The 20647-nt window shown below is 65.9% G+C and carries 19 protein-coding genes; 13 read left to right on the top strand and 6 right to left on the bottom strand.

The window, feature by feature from the left end:
- Window positions 1–117: 117 nt before the first annotated feature.
- The 5 genes from murJ to DCM79_RS17665 all read left to right on the top strand — a co-directional run bounded on the left by murJ (window position 118) and on the right by DCM79_RS17665 (window position 6898).
- Complete coding sequence (murJ, locus tag DCM79_RS17685) at window positions 118–1644, top strand: murein biosynthesis integral membrane protein MurJ (RefSeq protein ID WP_257175576.1); 1527 nt, start codon at window positions 118–120, stop codon at window positions 1642–1644.
- Window positions 1645–1901: 257 nt separating this feature from the next.
- On the top strand, window positions 1902–2177 hold the full coding sequence (locus DCM79_RS17680) for a DUF1127 domain-containing protein (RefSeq protein ID WP_257175575.1): 276 nt from the start codon (window positions 1902–1904) through the stop codon (window positions 2175–2177).
- Window positions 2178–2386: 209 nt separating this feature from the next.
- Window positions 2387–4696, top strand: a complete 2310-nt coding sequence (locus DCM79_RS17675; protein WP_257175574.1) for a xanthine dehydrogenase family protein molybdopterin-binding subunit — start codon at window positions 2387–2389, stop codon at window positions 4694–4696.
- A 153-nt stretch (window positions 4697–4849) separates the two neighbouring features.
- On the top strand, window positions 4850–5296 hold the full coding sequence (locus tag DCM79_RS17670) for a cytochrome c (protein WP_257175573.1): 447 nt from the start codon (window positions 4850–4852) through the stop codon (window positions 5294–5296).
- Between the two features lie 318 nt (window positions 5297–5614).
- The gene (locus DCM79_RS17665) at window positions 5615–6898 is read left to right on the top strand and encodes a cystathionine gamma-synthase family protein (RefSeq protein ID WP_257175572.1); all 1284 of its coding nucleotides are present in this window, start codon (window positions 5615–5617) and stop codon (window positions 6896–6898) included.
- Between the two features lie 182 nt (window positions 6899–7080).
- Here the strand turns inward: DCM79_RS17665 and DCM79_RS17660 are convergent, their stop codons facing one another.
- Window positions 7081–7497 (bottom strand): CHRD domain-containing protein, encoded by a 417-nt coding sequence (locus DCM79_RS17660; RefSeq protein ID WP_257175571.1) that lies wholly within the window; start codon window positions 7495–7497, stop codon window positions 7081–7083.
- A 155-nt stretch (window positions 7498–7652) separates the two neighbouring features.
- Between DCM79_RS17660 and DCM79_RS17655 the strand changes: the two genes are divergently transcribed.
- Window positions 7653–8582: a cytochrome c gene (locus tag DCM79_RS17655; protein WP_257175570.1), complete on the top strand. Its 930-nt coding sequence runs from the start codon at window positions 7653–7655 to the stop codon at window positions 8580–8582.
- Here the strand turns inward: DCM79_RS17655 and DCM79_RS17650 are convergent.
- On the bottom strand, window positions 8579–8824 hold the full coding sequence (locus DCM79_RS17650) for an Lrp/AsnC family transcriptional regulator (RefSeq protein WP_018317369.1): 246 nt from the start codon (window positions 8822–8824) through the stop codon (window positions 8579–8581). The two genes, DCM79_RS17655 and DCM79_RS17650, sit on opposite strands and share 4 nt — an antisense overlap.
- Before the next feature lie 166 nt (window positions 8825–8990).
- Between DCM79_RS17650 and thiD the strand changes: the two genes are divergently transcribed.
- From thiD to DCM79_RS17630, 4 genes are all read left to right on the top strand, one after another.
- Entirely contained in the window at window positions 8991–9791 is an 801-nt protein-coding gene (gene thiD / locus DCM79_RS17645; RefSeq protein WP_257175569.1) for a bifunctional hydroxymethylpyrimidine kinase/phosphomethylpyrimidine kinase, read from the top strand.
- A 372-nt stretch (window positions 9792–10163) separates the two neighbouring features.
- Window positions 10164–10976: a UDP-2,3-diacylglucosamine diphosphatase gene (locus DCM79_RS17640; RefSeq protein WP_257175568.1), complete on the top strand. Its 813-nt coding sequence runs from the start codon at window positions 10164–10166 to the stop codon at window positions 10974–10976.
- Window positions 10977–10989: 13 nt separating this feature from the next.
- Window positions 10990–12048 carry a glycosyltransferase family 1 protein gene (locus tag DCM79_RS17635; RefSeq protein WP_257175567.1) on the top strand — a complete coding sequence of 353 codons (1059 nt, stop codon included), beginning with the start codon at window positions 10990–10992 and terminating at the stop codon, window positions 12046–12048.
- Between the two features lie 62 nt (window positions 12049–12110).
- Window positions 12111–13094 (top strand): threonine/serine dehydratase, encoded by a 984-nt coding sequence (locus DCM79_RS17630; RefSeq protein ID WP_028137531.1) that lies wholly within the window; start codon window positions 12111–12113, stop codon window positions 13092–13094.
- A gap of 327 nt (window positions 13095–13421) precedes the next feature.
- Here the strand turns inward: DCM79_RS17630 and DCM79_RS17625 are convergent, their stop codons facing one another.
- Window positions 13422–15221 (bottom strand): caspase family protein, encoded by a 1800-nt coding sequence (locus DCM79_RS17625; protein WP_257175566.1) that lies wholly within the window; start codon window positions 15219–15221, stop codon window positions 13422–13424.
- A 164-nt stretch (window positions 15222–15385) separates the two neighbouring features.
- On the opposite strand from DCM79_RS17625, the gene DCM79_RS17620 reads away from it, so the two are divergent.
- Window positions 15386–15829 (top strand): RbsD/FucU family protein, encoded by a 444-nt coding sequence (locus DCM79_RS17620; protein ID WP_257175565.1) that lies wholly within the window; start codon window positions 15386–15388, stop codon window positions 15827–15829.
- Here DCM79_RS17620 and DCM79_RS17615 read toward each other — a convergent pair.
- Window positions 15822–16205, bottom strand: coding sequence for a VOC family protein (locus DCM79_RS17615; RefSeq protein ID WP_257175564.1), 384 nt, complete (start codon window positions 16203–16205; stop codon window positions 15822–15824). The two genes, DCM79_RS17620 and DCM79_RS17615, sit on opposite strands and share 8 nt — an antisense overlap.
- Before the next feature lie 147 nt (window positions 16206–16352).
- On the opposite strand from DCM79_RS17615, the gene DCM79_RS17610 reads away from it, so the two are divergent.
- Entirely contained in the window at window positions 16353–16712 is a 360-nt protein-coding gene (locus DCM79_RS17610) for a hypothetical protein (RefSeq protein WP_257175563.1), read from the top strand.
- 234 nt (window positions 16713–16946) lie between these two features.
- On the opposite strand, the gene DCM79_RS17605 is transcribed toward DCM79_RS17610, so the two are convergent.
- A complete protein-coding gene (locus DCM79_RS17605) occupies window positions 16947–18368 on the bottom strand; it encodes a hypothetical protein (RefSeq protein ID WP_257175562.1) in 1422 nt (473 codons plus the stop codon).
- Between the two features lie 75 nt (window positions 18369–18443).
- Here DCM79_RS17605 and DCM79_RS17600 point away from each other — a divergent pair, with 75 nt between their 5' ends.
- On the top strand, window positions 18444–19640 hold the full coding sequence (locus DCM79_RS17600; protein ID WP_257175561.1) for a major facilitator superfamily domain-containing protein 6: 1197 nt from the start codon (window positions 18444–18446) through the stop codon (window positions 19638–19640).
- On the opposite strand, the gene dgcA is transcribed toward DCM79_RS17600, so the two are convergent.
- On the bottom strand, window positions 19610–20605 hold the full coding sequence (gene dgcA / locus DCM79_RS17595; protein WP_257175560.1) for an N-acetyl-D-Glu racemase DgcA: 996 nt from the start codon (window positions 20603–20605) through the stop codon (window positions 19610–19612). The two genes, DCM79_RS17600 and dgcA, sit on opposite strands and share 31 nt — an antisense overlap.
- Window positions 20606–20647: the final 42 nt, after the last annotated feature.

Below are 20647 nucleotides of genomic sequence, written 5' to 3'. Positions count from 1 at the left end.
GGAGTCTTCGTCGTCGAGACACCCTCTCCCCAACCCTCCCCCGCGAGCGGGGGAGGGAGCAGACCTCCACCGCCGCTTGCACCTAGACCTAATCGCTCCATGCTCTAAAACATCCGCATGCTCGGACGCATCTTCACGGTTGGTGGCTACACGCTGCTCTCGCGGCTGACGGGATTTGCCCGCGACATCATGCTTGCGGCGATCCTCGGCGCTGGTCCCGTCGCCGACGCCTTTTTCGTGGCGCTGCGGCTGCCCAATCATTTCCGCGCGATCTTCGCCGAGGGCGCCTTCAACGCCGCTTGGGTGCCGGCCTACGCCCATGTCCATGGCGAGAAGGGGGAGGCGGCAGCTCATCTGTTCGCCGACCGCATCTTCACGCTGCTCCTGGCCTCACAGGTTCTGCTGCTGATCGTCGCCTGGCTGTTCATGCCGCAGGCCATGAGCATTCTCGCGCCCGGCTTCAGCGACGACGCCGAGCAGCGCAAGCTCGCGATCGAGCTGACCCGGATCACCTTTCCCTATCTGCTGCTGATCACGCTGGTGACGCTCTATGGCGGCATGCTCAACGTGATGCAGCGCTTTGCCAGCGCCGCGGCGGCCTCGATCTTCCTCAACGTCGCGATGATGATGACGCTGGCGCTCGCCGCCTGGTTTCCGACCGCGGGCCACGCCGCGGCCTGGGGCGTGCTGATCTCCGGCTTCCTGCAATATTTCCTGCTCGCCGGCGATCTCGCGCGCCACGGCGGCCTGCCGCGCTTTGCGCCGCTCAAGCTCGACGAAGATGTCCGCGACTTCTTCAAGGCACTGGGCCCGGCGACGCTGGGCTCGATGGGCACACAGCTCGCGCTGTTTGCCGACACCATCATCGCCACCTTCCTGCCCGCCGGCGCGCTCTCGGCGCTGTATTACGCCGACCGCCTCAATCAATTGCCGATCGGCGTCATCGGCATCGCCATCGGCACGGTGCTGCTGCCGGAAATGTCGCGGCGGATCACCGCGAATGACCAGGACGGCGCGATGAAGGCGCAGCGCCGCGCCTTCGATTTCACGTTGCTGTTCTCGATTCCGTTCGTGGCGGCCTTCCTCACCGTGCCCGACGAGATCATGCGGGCGCTGTTCGCCCGCGGCGCGTTTTCGCAGGCCGACGCGGCCGTGGCCGGCGCGACGCTCGCGGCCTACGCCATCGGCCTGATCCCGTTCGTTCTGATCCGCAGCGCAGTCGCGACCTTCTACGCGCGCAAGGACACCGCGACGCCGGTGCGGGCCTCGCTGACCGGCATCGCCGTCAACGTCGCGCTGAAGGTCGCATTGATGGGATCGCTCGCGCAGATCGGCCTCGCGCTCGCAACGGCCGTCGGGGTCTGGACCAATCTCTTGCTGGTCCTGTTCTTCGCCGTGCGGCGCGGTTTTCTCGTGCTGGACCGTGGCTGGCTGACGTCGCTGGGCAAATTCCTGCTGACCGGGATCGTCCTCGCCGCCGCGTTCTGGCTGATCGCGCGCTTCGGTGCTGCATCTCTCGCCTCGATGCATTTCCACAATGAGTTGATGCTCGTCCTGCTCGCAGTCGGCGGCAGCATCGTCTACGCGCTCGCGATCCTCATCCTGTTCGGCCGTAGCTGGCTAGTTTCCCTGGTGCGTGGTTAAGCCAGCAGGGCATTCGCCTCCAGGCTGCAGTGAACATCCGCACATCTCTTGATTTTGCGATGTTCCCGTGGTATTCGCGCTGCATGATCAAATCGTCGCGCACCCTCAACCGCAACCACATGACCCGCTTCGGCTGGGCCGTGGAAGGAGTCGTGCGCTAGGATTTCGACGACATCTTTTCCACCAGGCCCCGCCGGCATCGGACGGGGCCTTTTCTTTGGCCCCGCTCCCTGCCGGCTCAACAGCAGGAGCGTGCGATGCCACCCCAACTGACGAACATCTCACCCGAAATTGAGATCGATGCCGTAAGGCGCGGCCTCGATCTCTCGATGGTCTTGAGCCTGCTCAAGCGATACTGGCTTGCATTTCAGGCGCGGCGGTCCCGTGTACCGGTCAGCTTGCATGACCTCAGCGACAGGGAGCTGATGGACATCGGCCTGACGCGCGGCGAGATCGACTGCATCGCACCTGAGCGCGTCATCGACAGGGTGAGAGACAACGCGAGGACTCTGTGGGGCCGTGGTGGGATGTGACGCCTCTCCTTCGAGACGACCGCTGAGCCGGTCGTCGGGCCGCGCTCGGCGGCGGGGCGTCTCGAAGGACGGCCACACGTCAATTGGATGCGATTGCCCCGACTTACAGGCCAGCACCGGGTGAGTCCGGCGCCGGCCTAATGCCATTTGCCTTGCCAGTTTTTCCACGGCAATATGCCCGCAAAACAACCATAGGACGGGATCAGAAAATGGCGGCTCCCATCAAGTTCGGCGTTGGCCAAAGCGTGCTGCGCAAGGAGGATGACGCGCTCATCCGCGGCAAGGGCCGCTATACCGACGATTATGCGCCGCAGGCCGCGCTGCGCTGCCTGGTGCTGCGCTCGCCGCATGCGCATGCCAAGTACACCCTCGATGTGAGCCGCGCCCGCGGCCTGCCCGGCGTCGCGCTGATCCTGACCGCCGACGACGTTGCGGATCTCGGCAATCTGCCCTGCCTGTTCAATCTCGAGACCGATCCGTTCACCGGACCGCCTTATCCGATTCTGGCCAAGGACGAGGTGCGCCATGTCGGCGATGCCGTCGCTTTCGTGGTTGCCGAGACCATCGATCAGGCCCGCGACGCGATCGAGGCGATCGAGGTCAAATGGAGCCCGCTGCCTGCGGTGACCGGCGTCGTCAATGCCGTGAAGAAGGGCGCGCCGCAGGTCTGGCCGGACAAGCCGGGCAACGTGCTGTTCGACGTCTCGATCGGCGACAAGGCTGCGACCGAAGCGGCCTTCGCCAAGGCGCATGCGGTTGCCGAGATATCGATCGTCAATCCGCGCGTGGTCGCGAGCTTCATGGAGACGCGCGCGGCGGTCTGCGAATACGATTCCAAGCGCGACCATCTGACGCTGACGGTCGGCAGCCAGGGCAGCCATCGTCTACGCGACATCCTGTGCCAGAACGTGCTCAACATCCCCACCGACAAGATGCGGGTGATCTGTCCTGATGTCGGCGGCGGCTTCGGCACCAAGCTGTTCCCGTACCGCGAATACGCCCTGATGGCGGTCGCGGCGAAGAAACTGAAGAAGACGGTGAAATGGGCGGCCGACCGCTCCGAGCATTTCATGGGCGACGCCCAGGGCCGCGACAACGTCACCACCGCGAAGATGGCGCTGGCCGAGGACGGCAAGTTTCTCGCGATGGATTGCGACCTGATGGGCGACATGGGTGCCTATCTGTCGACCTTCGGGCCCTACATCCCGCATGGCGGCGCCGGCATGCTGCCGGGCCTCTACGACATCCAGGCCTTCCATTGCCGGGTGCGCACCGTCTTCACCCACAGCGTGCCGGTGGATGCCTATCGTGGTGCGGGCCGGCCCGAGGCCGCCTACGTCATCGAGCGCCTCGTCGACGCCTGCGCGCGCAAGCTCGACATGACGCCGGATGCTGTCCGCCGCAAGAACTTCATCCCGCCGAAGGCGCTGCCCTACAAGACGGCCACGGGCAAGGTCTACGATTCCGGCGATTTCGCCGCGCATCTGAAGCGTGCGATGGAGATTGCCGAGTGGAAGGACTTTCCCAAGCGCGCGAAGCTTGCCAAGAAGCAGGGCCTGATCCGCGGCATCGGGCTGGCGAGCTATGTCGAGGTCTGCGGCACCATGGGCGAGGAGACCGCCAATGTGCGGCTTGATCCCAATAGCGATGTCACTGTCCTGATCGGCACGCAATCGAGCGGGCAGGGCCACCAGACCGCCTACGCCCAGATCGTCGCCGAGCAGTTCGGCGTCGCGCCCGAGCGTGTCCACATCCATCAGGGTGACACCGACGAGATCAAGACCGGTCTCGGCACCGGCGGCTCGGCCTCGATTCCCTCCGGCGGCGTCAGCGTCGAGCGTGCCACGCGCGAGCTCGGCCAGAAGCTGAAGGAGATCGCGGCGCAGGCGCTGGAGGCCGGCGCCGGCGACCTCGAGATCTCCGAGGGCGTGGTGCGGATCGCCGGCACCGACCGTTCGATCTCGTTTGCCGACCTTGCCAAGAGGCCCGGCGTCGATCCGTCGAAGCTGAACGGCAGCGCGACCTTCGCCAGCGCCGACGGCACCTATCCCAACGGCACCCATGTTGCGGAAGTCGAGATCGATCCGGCCACCGGCATCATCAAGATCGTCAACTACGTGATCGTCGACGATTTCGGCAAGACGCTCAATCCGCTGCTGCTGGCCGGTCAGGTCCATGGCGGCGCCATGCAGGGTATCGGCCAGGCGCTGATGGAGCAGGTGGTCTATGGCGCCACCGACGGCCAACTCATCACCGCGACCTATATGGACTACGCGCTGCCGCGCGCGGCGGATGGCCCGGCCTTCGTGTTCGAGACCCACAACGTCCCGTGCAAGACCAATCCGATGGGCGTGAAGGGGGCGGGCGAGGCCGGCGCGATCGGCTCCTGCCCGGCGATCGTCAATGCCATCGTCGATGCGCTCTGGCGTGAGTACAAGATCGACCACATCGACATGCCGGCGACGCCGGAGCGGGTGTGGGTTGCCATCAGCGAGCACCATCGCCGCCACAGCCTGTAAGTCCAGGCAAACGCGGAACGCGTGTTGCGGCTCAGCCAAATGACCCGGAGTGCGACGATTTATCGTCCCGCTCCGGATGGAATGAAATCTGCCAATCGGTGTTGGCCATTCAGGGGTCGGCACGATCCTGCATCAGGGAAAGGGATTTTGCGAATGAAGCGAGTATTGATCGTCGGGGGCGCGCTGCTGCTCGGGATGGGCGCCGTCTGGGCGCAGCAGGATTCCGCCAAGGAAGTTCAGGCCCTCATGAAGGGCAACGGCAAGAACGCCGGCGCGATGTCGGCGATGGTGAAGGGCGAGAAGCCCTACGACCAGGCTACCGTGGACAGCGCGCTGGCGCAGTTCGAGGATACCGCCAAGAAGCTGCCGAACCTGTTTCCGGCCAGCGCCAAAGGCGTGAAGCTCGACGGCGACTACTCGACCTCGCCGAAGGTCTGGGAGGACAAGGCCGGCTTCGACGCGAAGGTCGCGAGCTTCGCCAAGGTCGTCAGCGAGGCCAAGGCCAAGATCAAGGACCTGGATTCGCTCAAGGCGAGCATGCCCGCGATCGGCAAGGAATGCGGCGGCTGCCACGAAACCTACCGCATCAAGAACAGCTGAGGCCAAGGAAAAGATTCGTAGCCCGGATGGAGCGAAGCGCAATCCGGGGGCTGTCCGAGTCGTTCCTCCGTCCCGGATTGCGCTTGCGCTCCATCCGGGCTACTCGGAATTCAGAAAGGGCGGTTGTGAAAGCAGCCGCCCTTTTTCCGTTTACAAGGTTTTTCCGTTCACAAGGTCTGACGGATCGCCGTCCGAACGGTTATGTTCGCAGCAGCGGCCGCGGCGTTGATGCGATGAGTCGCGTCTCTTTCCCGATTGCCTCATGACATCGGGAGCTCCAGCGCGCGGCGAGGATCTCAATCAACAGCGAGACAGGCCATGGCAAAACCGTTTCCGTCGAAGACGCACATCGGCAACCACATGCTGCATCCCGAAACGCTGATGCTGACCTATGGCTATGACCCGCAATTGTCGGAAGGCGCCATCAAGCCGCCGGTGTTCCTGACCTCCACCTTCGTGTTCAAGACGGCCGATGACGGGCAGGACTTCTTCGATTACGTCGCCGGCCGGCGCGAGCCGCCCGCAGGCATGGGCGCGGGCCTGGTCTATTCGCGCTTCAATCATCCCAACAGCGAGATCGTCGAGGACAGGCTCGCGATCTACGAACGCACCGAGAGCTGCGCGCTGTTCTCGTCCGGCATGGCGGCGATCGCCACCACGATCCTGGCCTTCGTCCGCCCCGGCGACGTCATTCTGCACTCGCAGCCGCTTTACGGCGGGACCGAAACGCTGCTGACCAACACGCTGGCGCGTCTGTCGATCGGTGCCGTCGGCTTCGCCGACGGGATCGACGAAGCAGCCGTCAGGCAGGCCGCGGAAGAGGCCATGGCCAAGGGGCGCGTTTCGATGATCCTGATCGAAACCCCGGCCAACCCGACCAACGGCCTGGTCGATGTCGCCATGATCCGGCGTGTTGCCGAGTCCATCGGAAAGGCGCAGGGGCACACGCCGGTGATCGCCTGCGACAACACGCTGCTGGGTCCGGTGTTTCAGCGCCCGATCGAGCACGGCGCGGACCTGTCGCTGTATTCGCTGACCAAATATGTCGGCGGTCACTCCGATCTGATCGCGGGCGCCGCGCTCGGCTCGAAGGCGATCATGAAGGGCATCAAGGCGCTGCGCGGCGCCATCGGCACCCAGCTCGATCCGCATTCTTGCTGGATGATCAACCGCTCGCTGGAGACGCTGAGCCTGCGCATGGAGAAGGCCAACAGCAACGCGCGCCTCGTGGCGGATTATCTGCGCGATCATCCCAAGGTGGCCAAGGTCCACTATCTCGGTCATCACGAAGAGGCGTCGCCGGCGGGCCGCGTGTTCGCGCGGCAGTGCCTCGGGGCGGGGTCGACCTTCTCGTTCGACATCGTCGGCGGCAAGGACGCGGCGGTGAAGTTTCTCAACGCGCTGCAGATCCTCAAGCTGGCGGTGAGCCTCGGCGGCACCGAATCGCTTGCGAGCCTGCCCGCGACCATGACCCATTCCGGCGTTCCCGCCGACATCCGCCACAAGATCGGCGTGCTGGATTCCACGATCCGGCTGTCGATCGGCATCGAGAACCCGTCGGACCTGATCGCCGACCTCGCGCAGGCGCTGAACGCGGCTTGAGCGCGGTCGAAAAGCGCGTAGCCCGGATGGAGCGCAAGCGTAATCCGGGATGTTCACCGCTCGAAGTCTGTCCCGGATTGCGCTGCGCTCCATCCGGGCTACGGAGCTGAGCTGCCCTCGGAATCGAAAAGACCGGACGCCCCCTCCTGCGCCCGGCCTTCGCGCCGAAGCAGTGTTGCGGCTTACTTCGTCACCTGACCGCGGATCTCGCCGCCCGGATTGGCCGCGGTGTGGATGTTGATGTAATACTTGCCGCCGAGCAGATCGGCGGCCTGCGCATCCGTCAGCGTCGCTTCGCCCTTGACCGGGCTTGCGGCGGCGTTCGGGATCGCGACCGCGACGCCGGCGTTCTTGCCGGCTTCGGCGGGCCCGTGGAAATGCGCGGCGGTGGCGGGACCGGAGAGTCCGGAATAAGTGACGGTCCAGGACAGCTTCTTGCTGGCGGCATCATAGTTCAGTTCGGCGGTTCCGGTGCCGCTGCCGGTGGTTGGCGGCACCTCGGACTTGCCGTCGAGGGTTGCTTTGAGCTTTTCGGCGCTGGCCGGGCCTGCGAAGGTCACGGCACCGAGCGCCAGGGCGGCAATGACGGTCTTGTTCATGACATTCTCCCTGCTGAACCCGTTCGGGCTGGCAAACTTCCAACAGCCGGCATTTCAGTTTATTCCCGTGTCCGGCCGAGGCGGGCTAAATTCTTCGTGGCTGGAGCCGCGACGACATCGGTCATAAGTTCGCCGCGACGATTGAATGGATCTGCATGTTGCAACGAACAATTCTCATCGGGCTGCTCGCGGCGCTCGTTGCCGCAGGCACCTATTGGTGGCTCAGCGCGCCGAAGGGTGCGGCCGCGGGCAACGCGCCGGCCCATGCGGCCAACCTTGCCAATGGCGAGGTGATGTTCAACGCCGGGGGCTGCGCGTCCTGCCATGCCACGCCCGGCCAGCCCGATCGTGGCAGGCTCGGTGGCGGCGTCGCGATCAAGTCGCCGTTCGGAACGTTCTATGCGCCGAACATCTCTCCGGATCCGAACGACGGCATCGGCAAATGGACGGACGCCGACTTCGTCAACGCGGTGATGCACGGCGTCTCGCCGGGCGGGCAGCATTATTTTCCCGCCTTCCCCTACACGTCCTATCAGCACGCCAGGCGTGAGGACGTGCTCGATCTCTTCGCCTACTTGAAGACGCTGCCGCCCGTGACCGGCAAGGTGCGCGACCACGACATGCAGTTTCCCTTCGACGTCAGGCGCAATGTCGGCATCTGGAAGTTCCTGTTTCTGGATGACAAGCCACTCACCGCCGACAGCAGCAAGTCGCCGCAATTCAATCGCGGCGCCTATCTCGTCAACAGCTTCGGCCATTGCGCCGAATGCCACAGCCCGCGCAACGCGTTGGGCGGCATCATCTCGAGCCAGCGTTTCGCCGGCGGGCCCAATCCCGAAGGCGAGGGCTGGGTGCCCAACATCACCCAGAAGCGCCTCGGCGAGTGGAGCGTGAAGGATATCGCCTACTTCCTCAAGAACGGCGAATTGCCCGACGGCGACAGCGTCGGCGGCGCGATGACGCGCGTGATCAAGAACACCTCGCAACTGCCCGACGAGGATATTGCGGCGATGGCGGAGTATCTCAAATCGCTGCCGCCGGTGGACGGTCCGCCGCGACCGAAGCGCAAGGAAGCCGGGGGCTAGCTGGCGCCAAACGCCTTGAACGTGATGATGGTGAGGGTGTCCTGGATGCCCGGCAGCACCTGCACCTTCTCGTTGACGAAATGGCCGATGTCGGTGTCCTTGTCGACGTAGAACTTCACGAGCAGGTCGTATTGGCCGGCCGTGGAGTAGATCTCGGAGGCGATCTCGGCTTCGGCAAGCGCATTGGCCACCGTGTAGGACTGGCCGAGCTTGCATTTGATCTGGACGAAGAAAGGAACCATCGCGGGCACTCCGAAAGCGTATTCTTCCGGCTAATAGGCCAAACCCGGCACGATTTAGCAAGCGGGCTTGCTGGCAGCCGGCGGCCGGCCCGAGGCCTTGCCGCTATTCTGCGGTCGCGCTAGGACAGGCCATGGCGGTGTCCGTATCCAGCAAAGGTGCCCGGCGATGACGACCCCGGTCGCACTCACCATCGCCGGCTCCGATTCCAGCGGCGGCGCCGGCATCCAGGCCGACCTGAAGACGTTTGCGGCGCTCGGCGTCTACGGCGCGTCCGTCATCACGGCCTTGACCGCGCAGAACACGCGCGGCGTCACCGGCATCCACGCCGTGCCGGCGGCATTCGTCACCGAGCAGATCGATGCGGTGTTCTCCGATCTCGACATCGGCGCGGTGAAGATCGGCATGGTGGCCCAGGTCGCCAGCATCGAGGCGATCGCGGCCGCATTGTTGCGCTGGTCGCCGGGGCACGTCGTGCTCGATCCCGTGATGGTGGCGACGTCGGGGGATCGCCTGCTCGCCGCGGAGGCCGTCAATGCGCTGCGCACAAAACTGGTACCGCTGGCGTCGGTGATCACGCCCAATCTGCCGGAGGCCGCGGCGCTGCTCGACGAGCCGGTCGCGGCAAGCGAAGCGGGGATCGAAAGCCAGGGGCGACGCCTGCTGGCGCTCGGCTGCCGAGCGGTTCTGATCAAGGGCGGGCACGGCGAGGGCGCCGAGAGCATCGACTATCTCGTCAGTGGCGAGGGAACGCTCGCGCTGGCAGCGCCGCGCGTGGCGACCCGCAACACCCATGGCACTGGCTGCTCGCTCTCCTCGGCGGTCGCCGCAGGGCTCGCCCGGGGCGAGGATCTGGCAAGCGCCGTGCGCAGCGCCAAGACCTGGATAAGCGCGGCGATCGCCGCCGCCGACCGCTTCAGCGTCGGACACGGCCACGGCCCGATCCATCATTTTCACAAGTTCTACTGACGCGGGCGCGCGGAAGCCAAGCTGTTTACGGTTCAGCACACGTGGTGCAGCCAATTTACCCTCCCCTGGAGGGGGAGGGTCGGCTCACATTGAGCGTAGCGAAACGTGAGACGGGGTGGGGTGACGGTTTCTCCACAGCCAACAGTGCCCGAGTGGAGAGATCACCCCACCCCGCTCGCGCTGCGCGCGATCGACCCTCCCCCTCCAGGGGAGGGTAGCGTCAACCAGTGCCTTCTGCGGCGCCGTCGCCTGATTGTCGCATGCGACTGATATTCGCAGGGAGGGCGAGGCCAGGCGTGATTCGTATCTAGAGTTGCCTCAAGGGTTCAACCGGTCATCCCCCTGTCACGGGACATTGTTACAGGCTGGCGCATGGGAAGTTACGATGTGAGTGACGAGGGCCCCGAGCGGCGCTTTCGCACGTTGTTCATCTCCGACGTTCATCTCGGAGCCCGCGGTTCTCAAGCCGATCTCCTGCTCGACTTCCTGCGCTACCACGATGCCGACACGATCTATCTGGTCGGCGACATCGTCGACGGCTGGGCGCTGAAATCGAGCTGGCACTGGCCGCAATCGCACAATGATCTGGTCCAGAAGCTTTTGCGCAAGGCGCGCAAGGGTGCCAAGGTCATCTACATCCCCGGCAATCACGACGAGTTCCTGCGCAACTATTACGGCACGCATTTCGGCGGCATCGACGTGGTCGAGAACACCGTCCACACCGGCGCCGACGGCAAGCGCTATCTCGTCATCCACGGCGACATCTTCGATCTCGTGGTGCAGAACGCGCGCTGGCTCGCCCATCTCGGCGACAAGGCCTACGACTTCGCGATCCAGATGAATCGCCTGGTCAACTTCTTCCGCCGCCTATTCAAGGTGCCCTATTGGTCGTTGTCGCAATGGGCCAAGCAGAAGGTCAAGAACGCGGTCAATTATATCGGCGCGTTCGAGCAGGCGCTCGCCGCCGAGGCGCGGCGCTACGACGCCGACGGCGTGATCTGCGGCCACATCCACTATGCCGTGATCCGCGACGAGGGCGACATTCGCTACATGAATTGCGGCGACTGGGTCGAGAGCTGCACCGCGCTGGTCGAGCACGACGACGGCCGTTTCGAGATCATCACCTGGGCGGATCATCTGCAGAAGCCGGCGGCCGTCCCGCAGGTCGCAGCCAGAGCCGCATAACAGAGGCCGCCCGATGCGCATCCTGGTCGCGACCGACGCCTGGCACCCGCAAGTCAACGGTGTGGTTCGGACGCTGACCAAGCTTGCGGACGCGGCTGAGGGGCTTGATGTCGAGGGTTCCGGCGTTGCGTTCACCTTCCTGACGCCGCAATCGTTCCGCACCTTCGCGATGCCGAGCTATCGCGACGTGCGCCTGGCGATGCCGCGCCCGGCGCGCATTGCCAGGCTGATCGAGGAGGCGCGCCCGGACAGCATCCACATCGCGACCGAAGGGCCGATCGGCCTGATGGTCCGCCGCTATTGCCGCCAGCGCCGGCTGCCGTTCACGACCAGCTTCCACACCCGCTTTCCCGAATATGTCCGCGCCCGCGTGCCGGTTCCGGGCTCGCTGATCTGGCGGGCGCTGCGCCGCTTCCATGCCCCCAGCCGTGCCGTGATGGCGGCAACGCCTGCGCTCGCCTGCGAGCTGGCCGAGCGCGGTTTCGACAATGTCGTACTGTGGCCCCGCGGCGTCGACACAAAGGTGTTCCACCCGCGCGTCATCGACCTCTGCCTGCCGGCACCAGTGTTCCTGTCGGTCGGCCGCGTCGCGGTGGAGAAGAATCTCGAAGCGTTCCTCGACCTGGATCTGCCCGGCACCAAGGTGATCGTGGGCGACGGCCCGGCGCGCGCCGCGCTGGAAGAGGCCTATCCCGATGCGATCTTCCTCGGCGAGAAGCACGGCGAGGCCCTGGCGGACATCTATGCGGCGGCCGACGTGTTCGTGTTCCCGAGCAAGACCGACACGTTCGGCCTGGTGCTGTTGGAGGCGCTGGCGAGCGGCCTGCCGGTCGCGGCCTTTCCGGTGAAGGGGCCCCGCGACGTGATCGGCGACGCCCCGGTCGGCGCCCTCGATCACGACCTGCGCAACGCCTGCTTCGCGGCGCTCGATATCTCCCGGCAGGACTGTGTCGAATTCGCCGCCAATTACACCTGGGAAGCCTCGGCGAGGGCTTTTGTTGATAACATCCAGGCGGTGGGGGCCGTGCTGCCGGGCCGGGACGGCACGGAACAGCCGCGCTTCGTCGCCTGAAGGGAAGATTCCTCGCGCGGAGGTGTCTTGCCCGCGGCTCGATGGCCGCGATAAGGTCTGATATGACCGAACAGCTTCTCCCGATCGGCCCCGCCGACATCGACGCCGCAGCGCGCGTGATCGCGCCCTACGCCATCCGCACCCCGCTATTGTCCTTTCCGGTGCTCAACGAGCGGGTTGGCGCCAAAGTCTTCCTGAAGCCGGAGATGCTCCAGCGCACCGGCTCCTTCAAGTTCCGCGGCGCGTTCAACAAGGTGTTCTCGATCCCGCAGGACAAGCGCGCCGGCGGCGTCGTCGCGTTCTCCTCCGGCAATCACGCCCAGGGCGTGGCGGCGGCGGCAAAAATCCTCGACATGCAGGCGACCATCGTGATGCCAGCGGATGCGCCGCTGTCCAAGCGCGAGCGCACCAAATCCTACGGCGCCGAGGTCGTGCTCTATGATCGCGACAAGGACGACCGCGAGGCGATCTCGCGCGGCATCGCCGAGAAGCGCGGCGCGACGCTGGTGAGGCCCTACGACGATCCGTTCGTGATCGCAGGGCAGGGCACCGCCGGCCGCGAGATCGCGGAGGACATGGCAACGCTTGGCCTTTCCCCCGACATCGTGGTGGCACCGGCGTCCGGCGGCGGCCTGATCGCGGGCGTCGCGACCGCGGTGAAGGCGCGCTATCCGCTCGCCGAGATCGTGGTGGCCGAGCCCGAGGCGTTCGACGATCACGGCATTTCGCTGAGCGCGGGTCATCGCGAGCCGCACGGGCCCGCGGGCCGCACCATCTGCGATGCGCTGATGGCCCTGATCCCCGGCGAGATGACCTTTGCGATCAACAGCAAGCTGCTGGCGCGCGGTGTCACGGCTTCCGATGCTGAAGTCGGCGCCGCCGTCGCCTTCGCCTATCGCGAGCTCAAGCTGGTGGTGGAGCCGGGCGGCGCGGTGGGTCTTGCAGCCCTGCTGGCGGGACGTCTCGACGTCGCCGGCAAGAACGTCGTCATCGTGCTCTCCGGCGGCAATGTCGATGCGGATCTGTTCGCCGAGCTGGTGGCTTAGCCGTCATTCCGGGCCCGCGCCTTTCGGCGAAGCAATCCAGTGCCGTAGGGTGGGCAAAGGCGCAAAGCGCCGTGCCCACCACCTTTCAGTGATTCCAAAGAGAGACGACGTGGGCACGCTTCGCTTTGCCCACCCTACGAGACCTCCCCTCGTCATTGCGAGCGAAGCGCCTCCCGAATGACGACGTTCAATGGCTGATGACGAAGGGGCAGAGCGTCACCGCTCTGCCCCTTCGTCTTGTCTTGGGGATTGTCCCGTTGCGGAAGCACCCTCTCCCCAACCCTCCCCCGCAAGCGGGGGAGGGAGCGCACCTCCTTTTTCGCGCGATCAGCGCATGAAGCCGCTGCGGCGATTGCCGCCATTGCTCATGCTCGGCGCCTGGTTCATCGACTGCCGGAAGTTGCTGTTGCTGTTGACCATGCGGCTCGGCATCGTGTTCAGCTGCGGACGGTTGGTCTGCACGTTGTTCTGCACCTTGTTCACCGGGTTGTTGTTGAGCTTCACGATGCCGGTGTTGCCGTTGTTGACGCGGATCGGCTGGTTCTGGGTCTGAACGACCGGCTTTGCGTCGATCGTCGAGCCGCCCTTGCCGACGTTCACCGGCATGCTCACGATCTTGCCCGGCTTGCCATTGACGTTGCCGCCGTCCGGCTTGTTGCTGGTCGCAGGCAGCGTCACGATCTTGCCGATGCCGCCCTTGTTGGTGGTGGTCGGCGCGGGCAGGGTGACGATCTTGCCCGGGGTCTGCGACGGCGTGCCGTTCTGCTGGTTGTTGTTGCCAGCCGGCAGATTGACGATCTGGCCGCCATTGCCGGGCTTGCCGATGACATTGCCGTCGATCGGCTTCTGCACGATCGGCAGGTTGCCATCGAGCTGACCGCCGCCATTGCCCTGCTGCAGCAGCGGCATGTATTTCGGCTGGCCGAGATTGCCGATCTTGATGGTCGGAGCAATGGTCTGCGGCGCCAGGAACTTGGTCGCCTGCATCAATGGGATCTGCTTCGGCTGCGCCTGCAGCTTCAGCGCGACCTGCGCATACGGGCTGTTGCCGTAGCTGTCATAGAAGCTCTTGTACGCGACTGGCGAGTTCGCCAGCACGGTCTTGTGCCAGGCCTGCGAGATCATGATGTTGTTGAGCAGCCAGCGGACATGGTCGCACAGCGGGTCGTGCGGATACATCCGGATGAACTCCTGATAATATTCCGGCCGGCCCTCGGACACGACGTAGTCATAGGCTTGGCGCGTCGAACGGCTCGGCAGGTTGGAGGCCATCTGCACCACCGGCGCTTTCACCGGCGCGCGGTTGGCGGCGACAGCGGTGTCGCCGAAGAAGGTGAAGTCCGACGTGAGCGAGGAGCTCTCCCACGGGATCTGCGCGCCGCTGGTGGTCTGGTTGACCTGCAGGCGGACGCGCTTGAACAGCTGCTCGATCGGCACGTTGGGCTCGCGCGCCACGTTCAGGAAGGCTTGCGTGTACGGGCTGTGGCCGCTCGTGCCGTCGAGCGCCTCGGCGCCCGGCGCGGTCGAGTAGCCGACGATCGAGCCGTTCGGCGCATCGACGATGGCAAGGCCGCGGCCGGCGTCGTTGACCTCAGGGAACGGGTTGTTGCGGCAGGCATCGAGGATGACGATGCGCATGCGGCTCGGGATCGTCTCCAGTGTCGACATCACGTCGACGAGGCGCACTGAATTGTTGACGAGCTCGGTCGGGCTGGAGACCTTGGCGTCGACCGGAACGAGATAGTTCTCGCCGGCGAGCTGCACGCCGTGGCCGGCGTAATAGACCATCGCCACCGTGTTCGGACCGCGCGAAGCGACCTTGGCGGAGAAGTCCTGGACGACACGCAGCATGTCGTTCTGGGTCAGGTCGGTCGCTGCGACCACCTCGAAGCCGGCGGAATTCAGGAACTGGGCGATCGACTGGGCATCATCGTCGGGGTTCGCCAGCTGCGGCGCGCTCTGGTAGTTCGCATTGCCGATCACCAGCGCCACCCGCTGCTCCGGGCCTTGCAGCGCGGTGGGGGCAGGCTGGACCGGGGCGACTTGCGCGGAAACGGGCCCGCAGGTGAAGCCGAACAGGCTTCCCACGAGGCCGGCCGTCATCAAAAAAGGCTTTAGGCGGAACATGGCGTGCTCCTTTGGCACTCATCTCGATACGAGATTGGTTGCGACCAAGCCTGGCCGCGTTCGAGCGCGAGGTCCGTGATCCCTGTCACCATGGCGGTGGACGTGACCTGAATCACGCTTGGAACCTGCTATGGTTAGCGATCGCTGAGAGGAGCCGCCGTCACATGCTGAAATCGATCGATCCGATCCTGACGCCCGACCTGCTCTGGCTGCTGGCCTCCATGGGCCACGGCGACGATCTCGTGGTCGTCGACGCCAACCACCCGGCCACGCATATCGCTCGCAGCACATCGTCGCAGTGGCTGATCCAGTTGCCGGGCATGACGATGGAGACGGCCGTCCGCGCCATCATGTCGGTCTATCCGCTCGACGATTTCGATCCCGATCCGGTGCGCGTGATGATGCCGGTCGATGATGCCGATCGCGTACCCGAGGTGCAGCGCGCGGTGCTCGCCGAGATCGAACGCGCCAGCGGCGGTCCGGTCAGTCCCGGCAAGCTCTCGCGCGCCGATTTCTATCGCGCGGCCGCGGCTGGTTTCGGCGTGGTGCAGGTCGGCGACAGCAGGGGCTATGGTTGCTTCCTGATCAGGAAGGGCGTGATCAGCTAGCGGGCCTCATCAGCGCCGAGGGCCAGCCGATCCTAACGAGGAGGCCGTCAGGGCCGTTGATGCCGAACTCATACATGCCCCATTCCCGGTGCCGCAGCACGCCGCCGGGACGGATGATGAGATCGTCGACGCGCGCGGCGATGGCCTCGACCTCGGGCGTGCGGATGAAGACGCCAAAGGGATTGTGCGCCGGCACGCGCCATGGGTCATCGCCAGCCTGCGTGAGATGCACCTCGCATCCCCAGCCGCTCATGATGACATAGCCGGCGTCGCCGCCGGTGCGCGCAAAGCCGAGACGTTCCCAGAACGGAATCGCCGCAGGAAGATCGTTGCTGGGAACGATCGCAAAGGCGCCGACGCGCGGGGTCTCCGACATTCACTCACTCCGGATCATGCAAGCCGTGATCGCAACGCTCGTGCGGGTCTCGCAGCCTAGCCGGCGCGGCCGATCAGCAGAAGCGGCGAAACATCCCGCACTCGAATTTGAATGGCGTGTCTCGAGCCGACTGTCTATTGTCGCCTCATGTCTCGCCTCATGTGTCTATTTGTTGCCGTCGTCCTGTCGCTGCTGCCGGCGGTCGCGCCCGCCGAGTCCGCGCAAAAGCGTCCCAAGCCGGTCTGGAAAGGCTACGGGTTCCTGCCCGGCTATCGCCAGCCGCTGAGCAACAGCATCCCGCTCTACAAGCAGAAGGACGCGATGCGGCGCCTCGCGCGCAACGAGCGCCGCCACTGGTACATCGACCCGGTTCCGCAATATTACCGCTGGGACGGCGAGTGGCACTATTTCGGCCGCCCCGGCTTCAACGGCGGCCGCTACAACGGCGGCAGCTTCGGCCCGTGCTGGACCCGCACGCCGATCGGGGCGGTGTGGAATTGCGGGTGATTGCGTAACGCCCGCTGCTTCAGCACGTCATTGCGAGCGCAGCGCTGCGCTCGCAATGACGCTGTTGAAACAGCGAGGAGAACATTTGAAGGGCTCGTGCCCCGGACGCAGCGCAGCGTCTCTTCGACGATGCGCTGCTGAGCCGGGGCCCATGCTGCGACTGAGATTGCGGCCTCTGGGTCCCGGATCTGCGCTTCGCTTGTCCGGGACACGAGGGTGAGCAAGCGTGCCCGTTTACGAGAAGAACGCGATCTTCTCGGCCTGGGTCATGCGGCGGATCGGGGCCAGGGGGTCGTTGGCGGGGGCGCGGGGCTTTTGCAGAATGCCGCTGGCGAGGATGGTGGCGCCGAGCGAGGGCTCCGGCACGGGCGAGGGCGTCGGTAGCGTCGTAGCCGGGGCCGCGGCCAAGATGGCACTGGCCGCCATCGCCGGGGCCGGCTGCTCCCTCACCTCGGCGGCGGCCTCCGCGATGGCGTCGGTGAGGCGCGCGAGCGAGTCCATCGATATCGGTGCGTCGGCGGGCTCTTCGACCACGGCAGCGACGACCGGTTGAGGCGCGATCGGCTCGGCAGCGACGGGCGCTGCGGTCTCCGCGAGACTAGGCTCCGGAACGGCCGCGTCCATCTCCGCCGGTGCGATGATCTCGTCGAACTCCGGATCGGGGGCTGCCATCTCGAGCGCGATGGCCTCGAGCACGGCATCGTCCTCGGCCTGCGCGGCGGCATCGAGCGCGAGCGCGTCGGCGACGTCCGACAAGGCGGTGGGTTCAGTTGCCGGCTCTTCAAACGAGACGTCTTCAGGCGCGGCATCTGCACGCGCGACATGTTCCGGCGCGGCTTGGTCGAGCGCGGCGTTTTCGAAAGCGACCTGACTTTCGGCCGCGATCTCCGTCGCGACCGCCGTGTCCATTGCCTGCTCGGCCGCGGCGAACGCTTCGGTGGCGCCGGCTGTCTCCACGGCGGCTTCAGGCGCGGCACTTGCTGCGACGTCCGGCGCCGTCTCCGTAAAGGCCACGGGTGCTTCGGTGGCCATCGCCTCCGGCGCGGTCTCGACCGGCGCTTCGGCAACGGGGGCCGCCGCCTCCTGCACCGGAGCCGGGGAAGCCGCCGGCTTCGTTGCGCCGCCCTCGGTCTGCTCGACCCGATCCTTCAGCAGATCGAAGGCGATCCTGAGCTCGACGCGGGGATCGATGGCCTGGGCCTGACAGCAGGCGGCCTCGATCGAGGCGAGCTGCGAATCAATGAGGTCGCAGATTCGCCCGTCGGCGCCGATCTCGCGCCAGCGCCAGGAGATCTCCTTGATGATGCGCACCCCGCGCGGAATCGGCGCGAGGCTGGCTTCGATCGCGGCGGGATCGAACGCAGCAAGCGCAATGGTCTCGGCCTCGCGGATCGCGCGGCGGATCTCTACCAGCGCCTCGGGCAGGCGGTCCTCGACGACGGGTTGCCGCTGCGCCGCAAGGGTTTCCTCGATCTTGGCGACCGCGTCGAGCACCATGCGCGTGTCGGCATTGCGGTTGCGCTTGGCGTATTCGCCGAGGAACCAGCGGCCGCGCGCGGTCTCCATGAAGGCCTCGCGGATCGCGTCGTAATCCTGCTCGTTCGGCTCGGCCGCGCGGGCAGACATAGGCGAGAGGGCGAATGCTTCGTTGGCCATGACGATCTCGTCGCGCAAATCACTACGCGTTACTGTAACGATCACCACGATATCGACCGAATCGCAATTGGTTTGATGCAGTCCGAATCACAAATCCCCATCGCGGCATCGAGGAAGCGGCGATTCGCCGTCAGCCTCGCCCTGTTCTATTCGGCCGTGTTCGCGGTTTCGGGCACGCATCTGCCGTTCTTCCCGGTGTGGCTGAAGGCGATCGGCATCGACGCGGCCTGGATCGGGCTGATCAACGCGCTGCCGGCGATCACCCGCTTCACCACCTTGCCGCAAGTGACCGCCTTTGCCGAGAAGCGACAGGCGATCCGCGCGGCCATGATGCTGTCGGTGCTGGCGACCGCGATCGGGTTTACGGCGGTCGGCCTGCAGCAGCAGCCGCTGGCGCTGTTCCTGATCTATGCGCTGACCTGCATGATGTGGACGCCGACGATGCCGCTGACCGATGCCTATGCGCTGCGCGGCGTCGCCCGGTACGGGCTTGATTACGGGCCGTTGCGGCTGTGGGGCTCGGCGGCCTTCGCCGCCGGCTCGCTCGCCTGCGGCTATCTCGTCGACGTCATCGCCGCGCGCGACCTGATCTGGATCATCGTCGCATGGGCCGTCGTTGCGGTCGCGGCCAGCCTGCTGCTTCAGCCGCTCGACGATCTCAGGCGCAAGACGGCGGAGAGGCATGCCGGCAAGGCGCTGCTGCGCGATGCCGGCTTCTGGGCCGTCATCGTCTCGGCGGCGCTGATCCAGGGCAGCCACGTCGCCTATTACACCTTCTCGGCCATCAACTGGCAGCTCCATGGGATCAGCGGGCTGACCATCGCGGGCCTGTGGACGCTGGGCGTGATCGCGGAGATCGTCGTGTTCGCGCTGTCGCCGCGCTTCTCGCTGCATCCCTCCACCATGATCGCGATCGGCGGGCTTAGCGCCGTGGTGCGCTGGATCGTCACCGCCAACGAGCCGCCGCTGGCGCTGCTCGCGATCGTGCAGCTCGGCCACGGTTTCACCTTCGGCATGACCATCGTCGGCACGATGAATCTCCTGGTGCAGCGCGTGCCGCCGCATCAGATCGCACGCGGGCAGGGCTATTACGCCGCCTGCAACGGCCTGTTGGGCGCCACCACCTCGATCGCGTCAGGCGCGATCTACGCCCGCATCGGTGACGGCCTGTATTACGTCATGGCCGCGATGGCCGCCGGCGGCGCGCTGCTGATCTGGTCGGCGCGGCACCGGCTCATGGCTCAGCCCCAGAGCGAGGCGTCCGGCGGATAGACCAGGCTGCCGTCGTAACGCAGCCCGTGGTCGCGGTCGCGTGCCAGCAACAGCGGGCCGTCGAGATCGACGAAGCGCGCCTGCGGCGTCACCAGCATGGCCGGGGCCATCGACAGCGAGCTCGCGACCATGCAGCCGATCATGATCTCGAAGCCGAGTGCCTGTGCCGCATCGGCCATCGCGAGCGCCTCGGTGAGGCCGCCGGTCTTGTCGAGCTTGATGTTCACGGCGTCGTAGCGCTCGCGCAAGGGTGCAAGCGAGGAGCGGTCATGCACGCTCTCGTCGGCGCAGACCGCGAGCGGCCGCTTGATCCGCGCCAGCGCCTCGTCCCGGCCCGCCGGCAGCGGCTGCTCCACTAGGATGACGCCGACGGCGGCGCAGGCGGCGAGGTTGGCTTCCAGATTGGCTTCGGTCCAGGCCTCGTTGGCATCGACGATCAGCTCGGCTTCGGGCGCGACCTTGCGCACCGCCGCGATCCGTTCCGGATCGCCGTCGCCGCCGAGCTTGATCTTGAGCAGCGGCCGGTGCGCCGCCTTGGCGGTCGCCTCCGCCATGGCCTCGGGGGCCCCTAACGAGATCGTGTAGGCGGTGGTGCGCTCGCCCGGCACCGGACGCTCGAGCAAGTTCCAGGCCCGCAAGCCCGCCGCCTTGGCCTCGAGGTCGATCAGGGCGCAATCCAGGGCGTTGCGGGCTGCGCCGGGCGCCATGGCGGCCTGGAGCGCCTGCCGTGAGATACCGTCGGCGACGGCCTGCTGCATGGCCTGGATGGCCGCCAGCGTCGCCTCGGGCGTCTCGCCATAGCGGGGATAGGGCACGCACTCGCCGCGGCCGGTCAGCCCGTCCCGGCTGACCTCCACCATGACGGTCACGGCCTCGGTTTTCGCCCCGCGGCTGATGGTGAAGCTGCCCGCGATCGGGAAGCGCTCGATTCGCGCCGCCAGGGAGGCAAATTTCGTGGAAGTCATTTTGAACTCTGGCGAAATCTGAACCTGCTAGTTACCTCTAGC

Source organism: Bradyrhizobium sp. WBOS07, from assembly GCF_024585165.1.
Taxonomy (GTDB): domain Bacteria; phylum Pseudomonadota; class Alphaproteobacteria; order Rhizobiales; family Xanthobacteraceae; genus Bradyrhizobium; species Bradyrhizobium japonicum_B.
The sequence above is the reverse complement of the archived record's forward strand: the minus strand, read 5'-3'. Positions and strand labels throughout refer to the sequence as shown.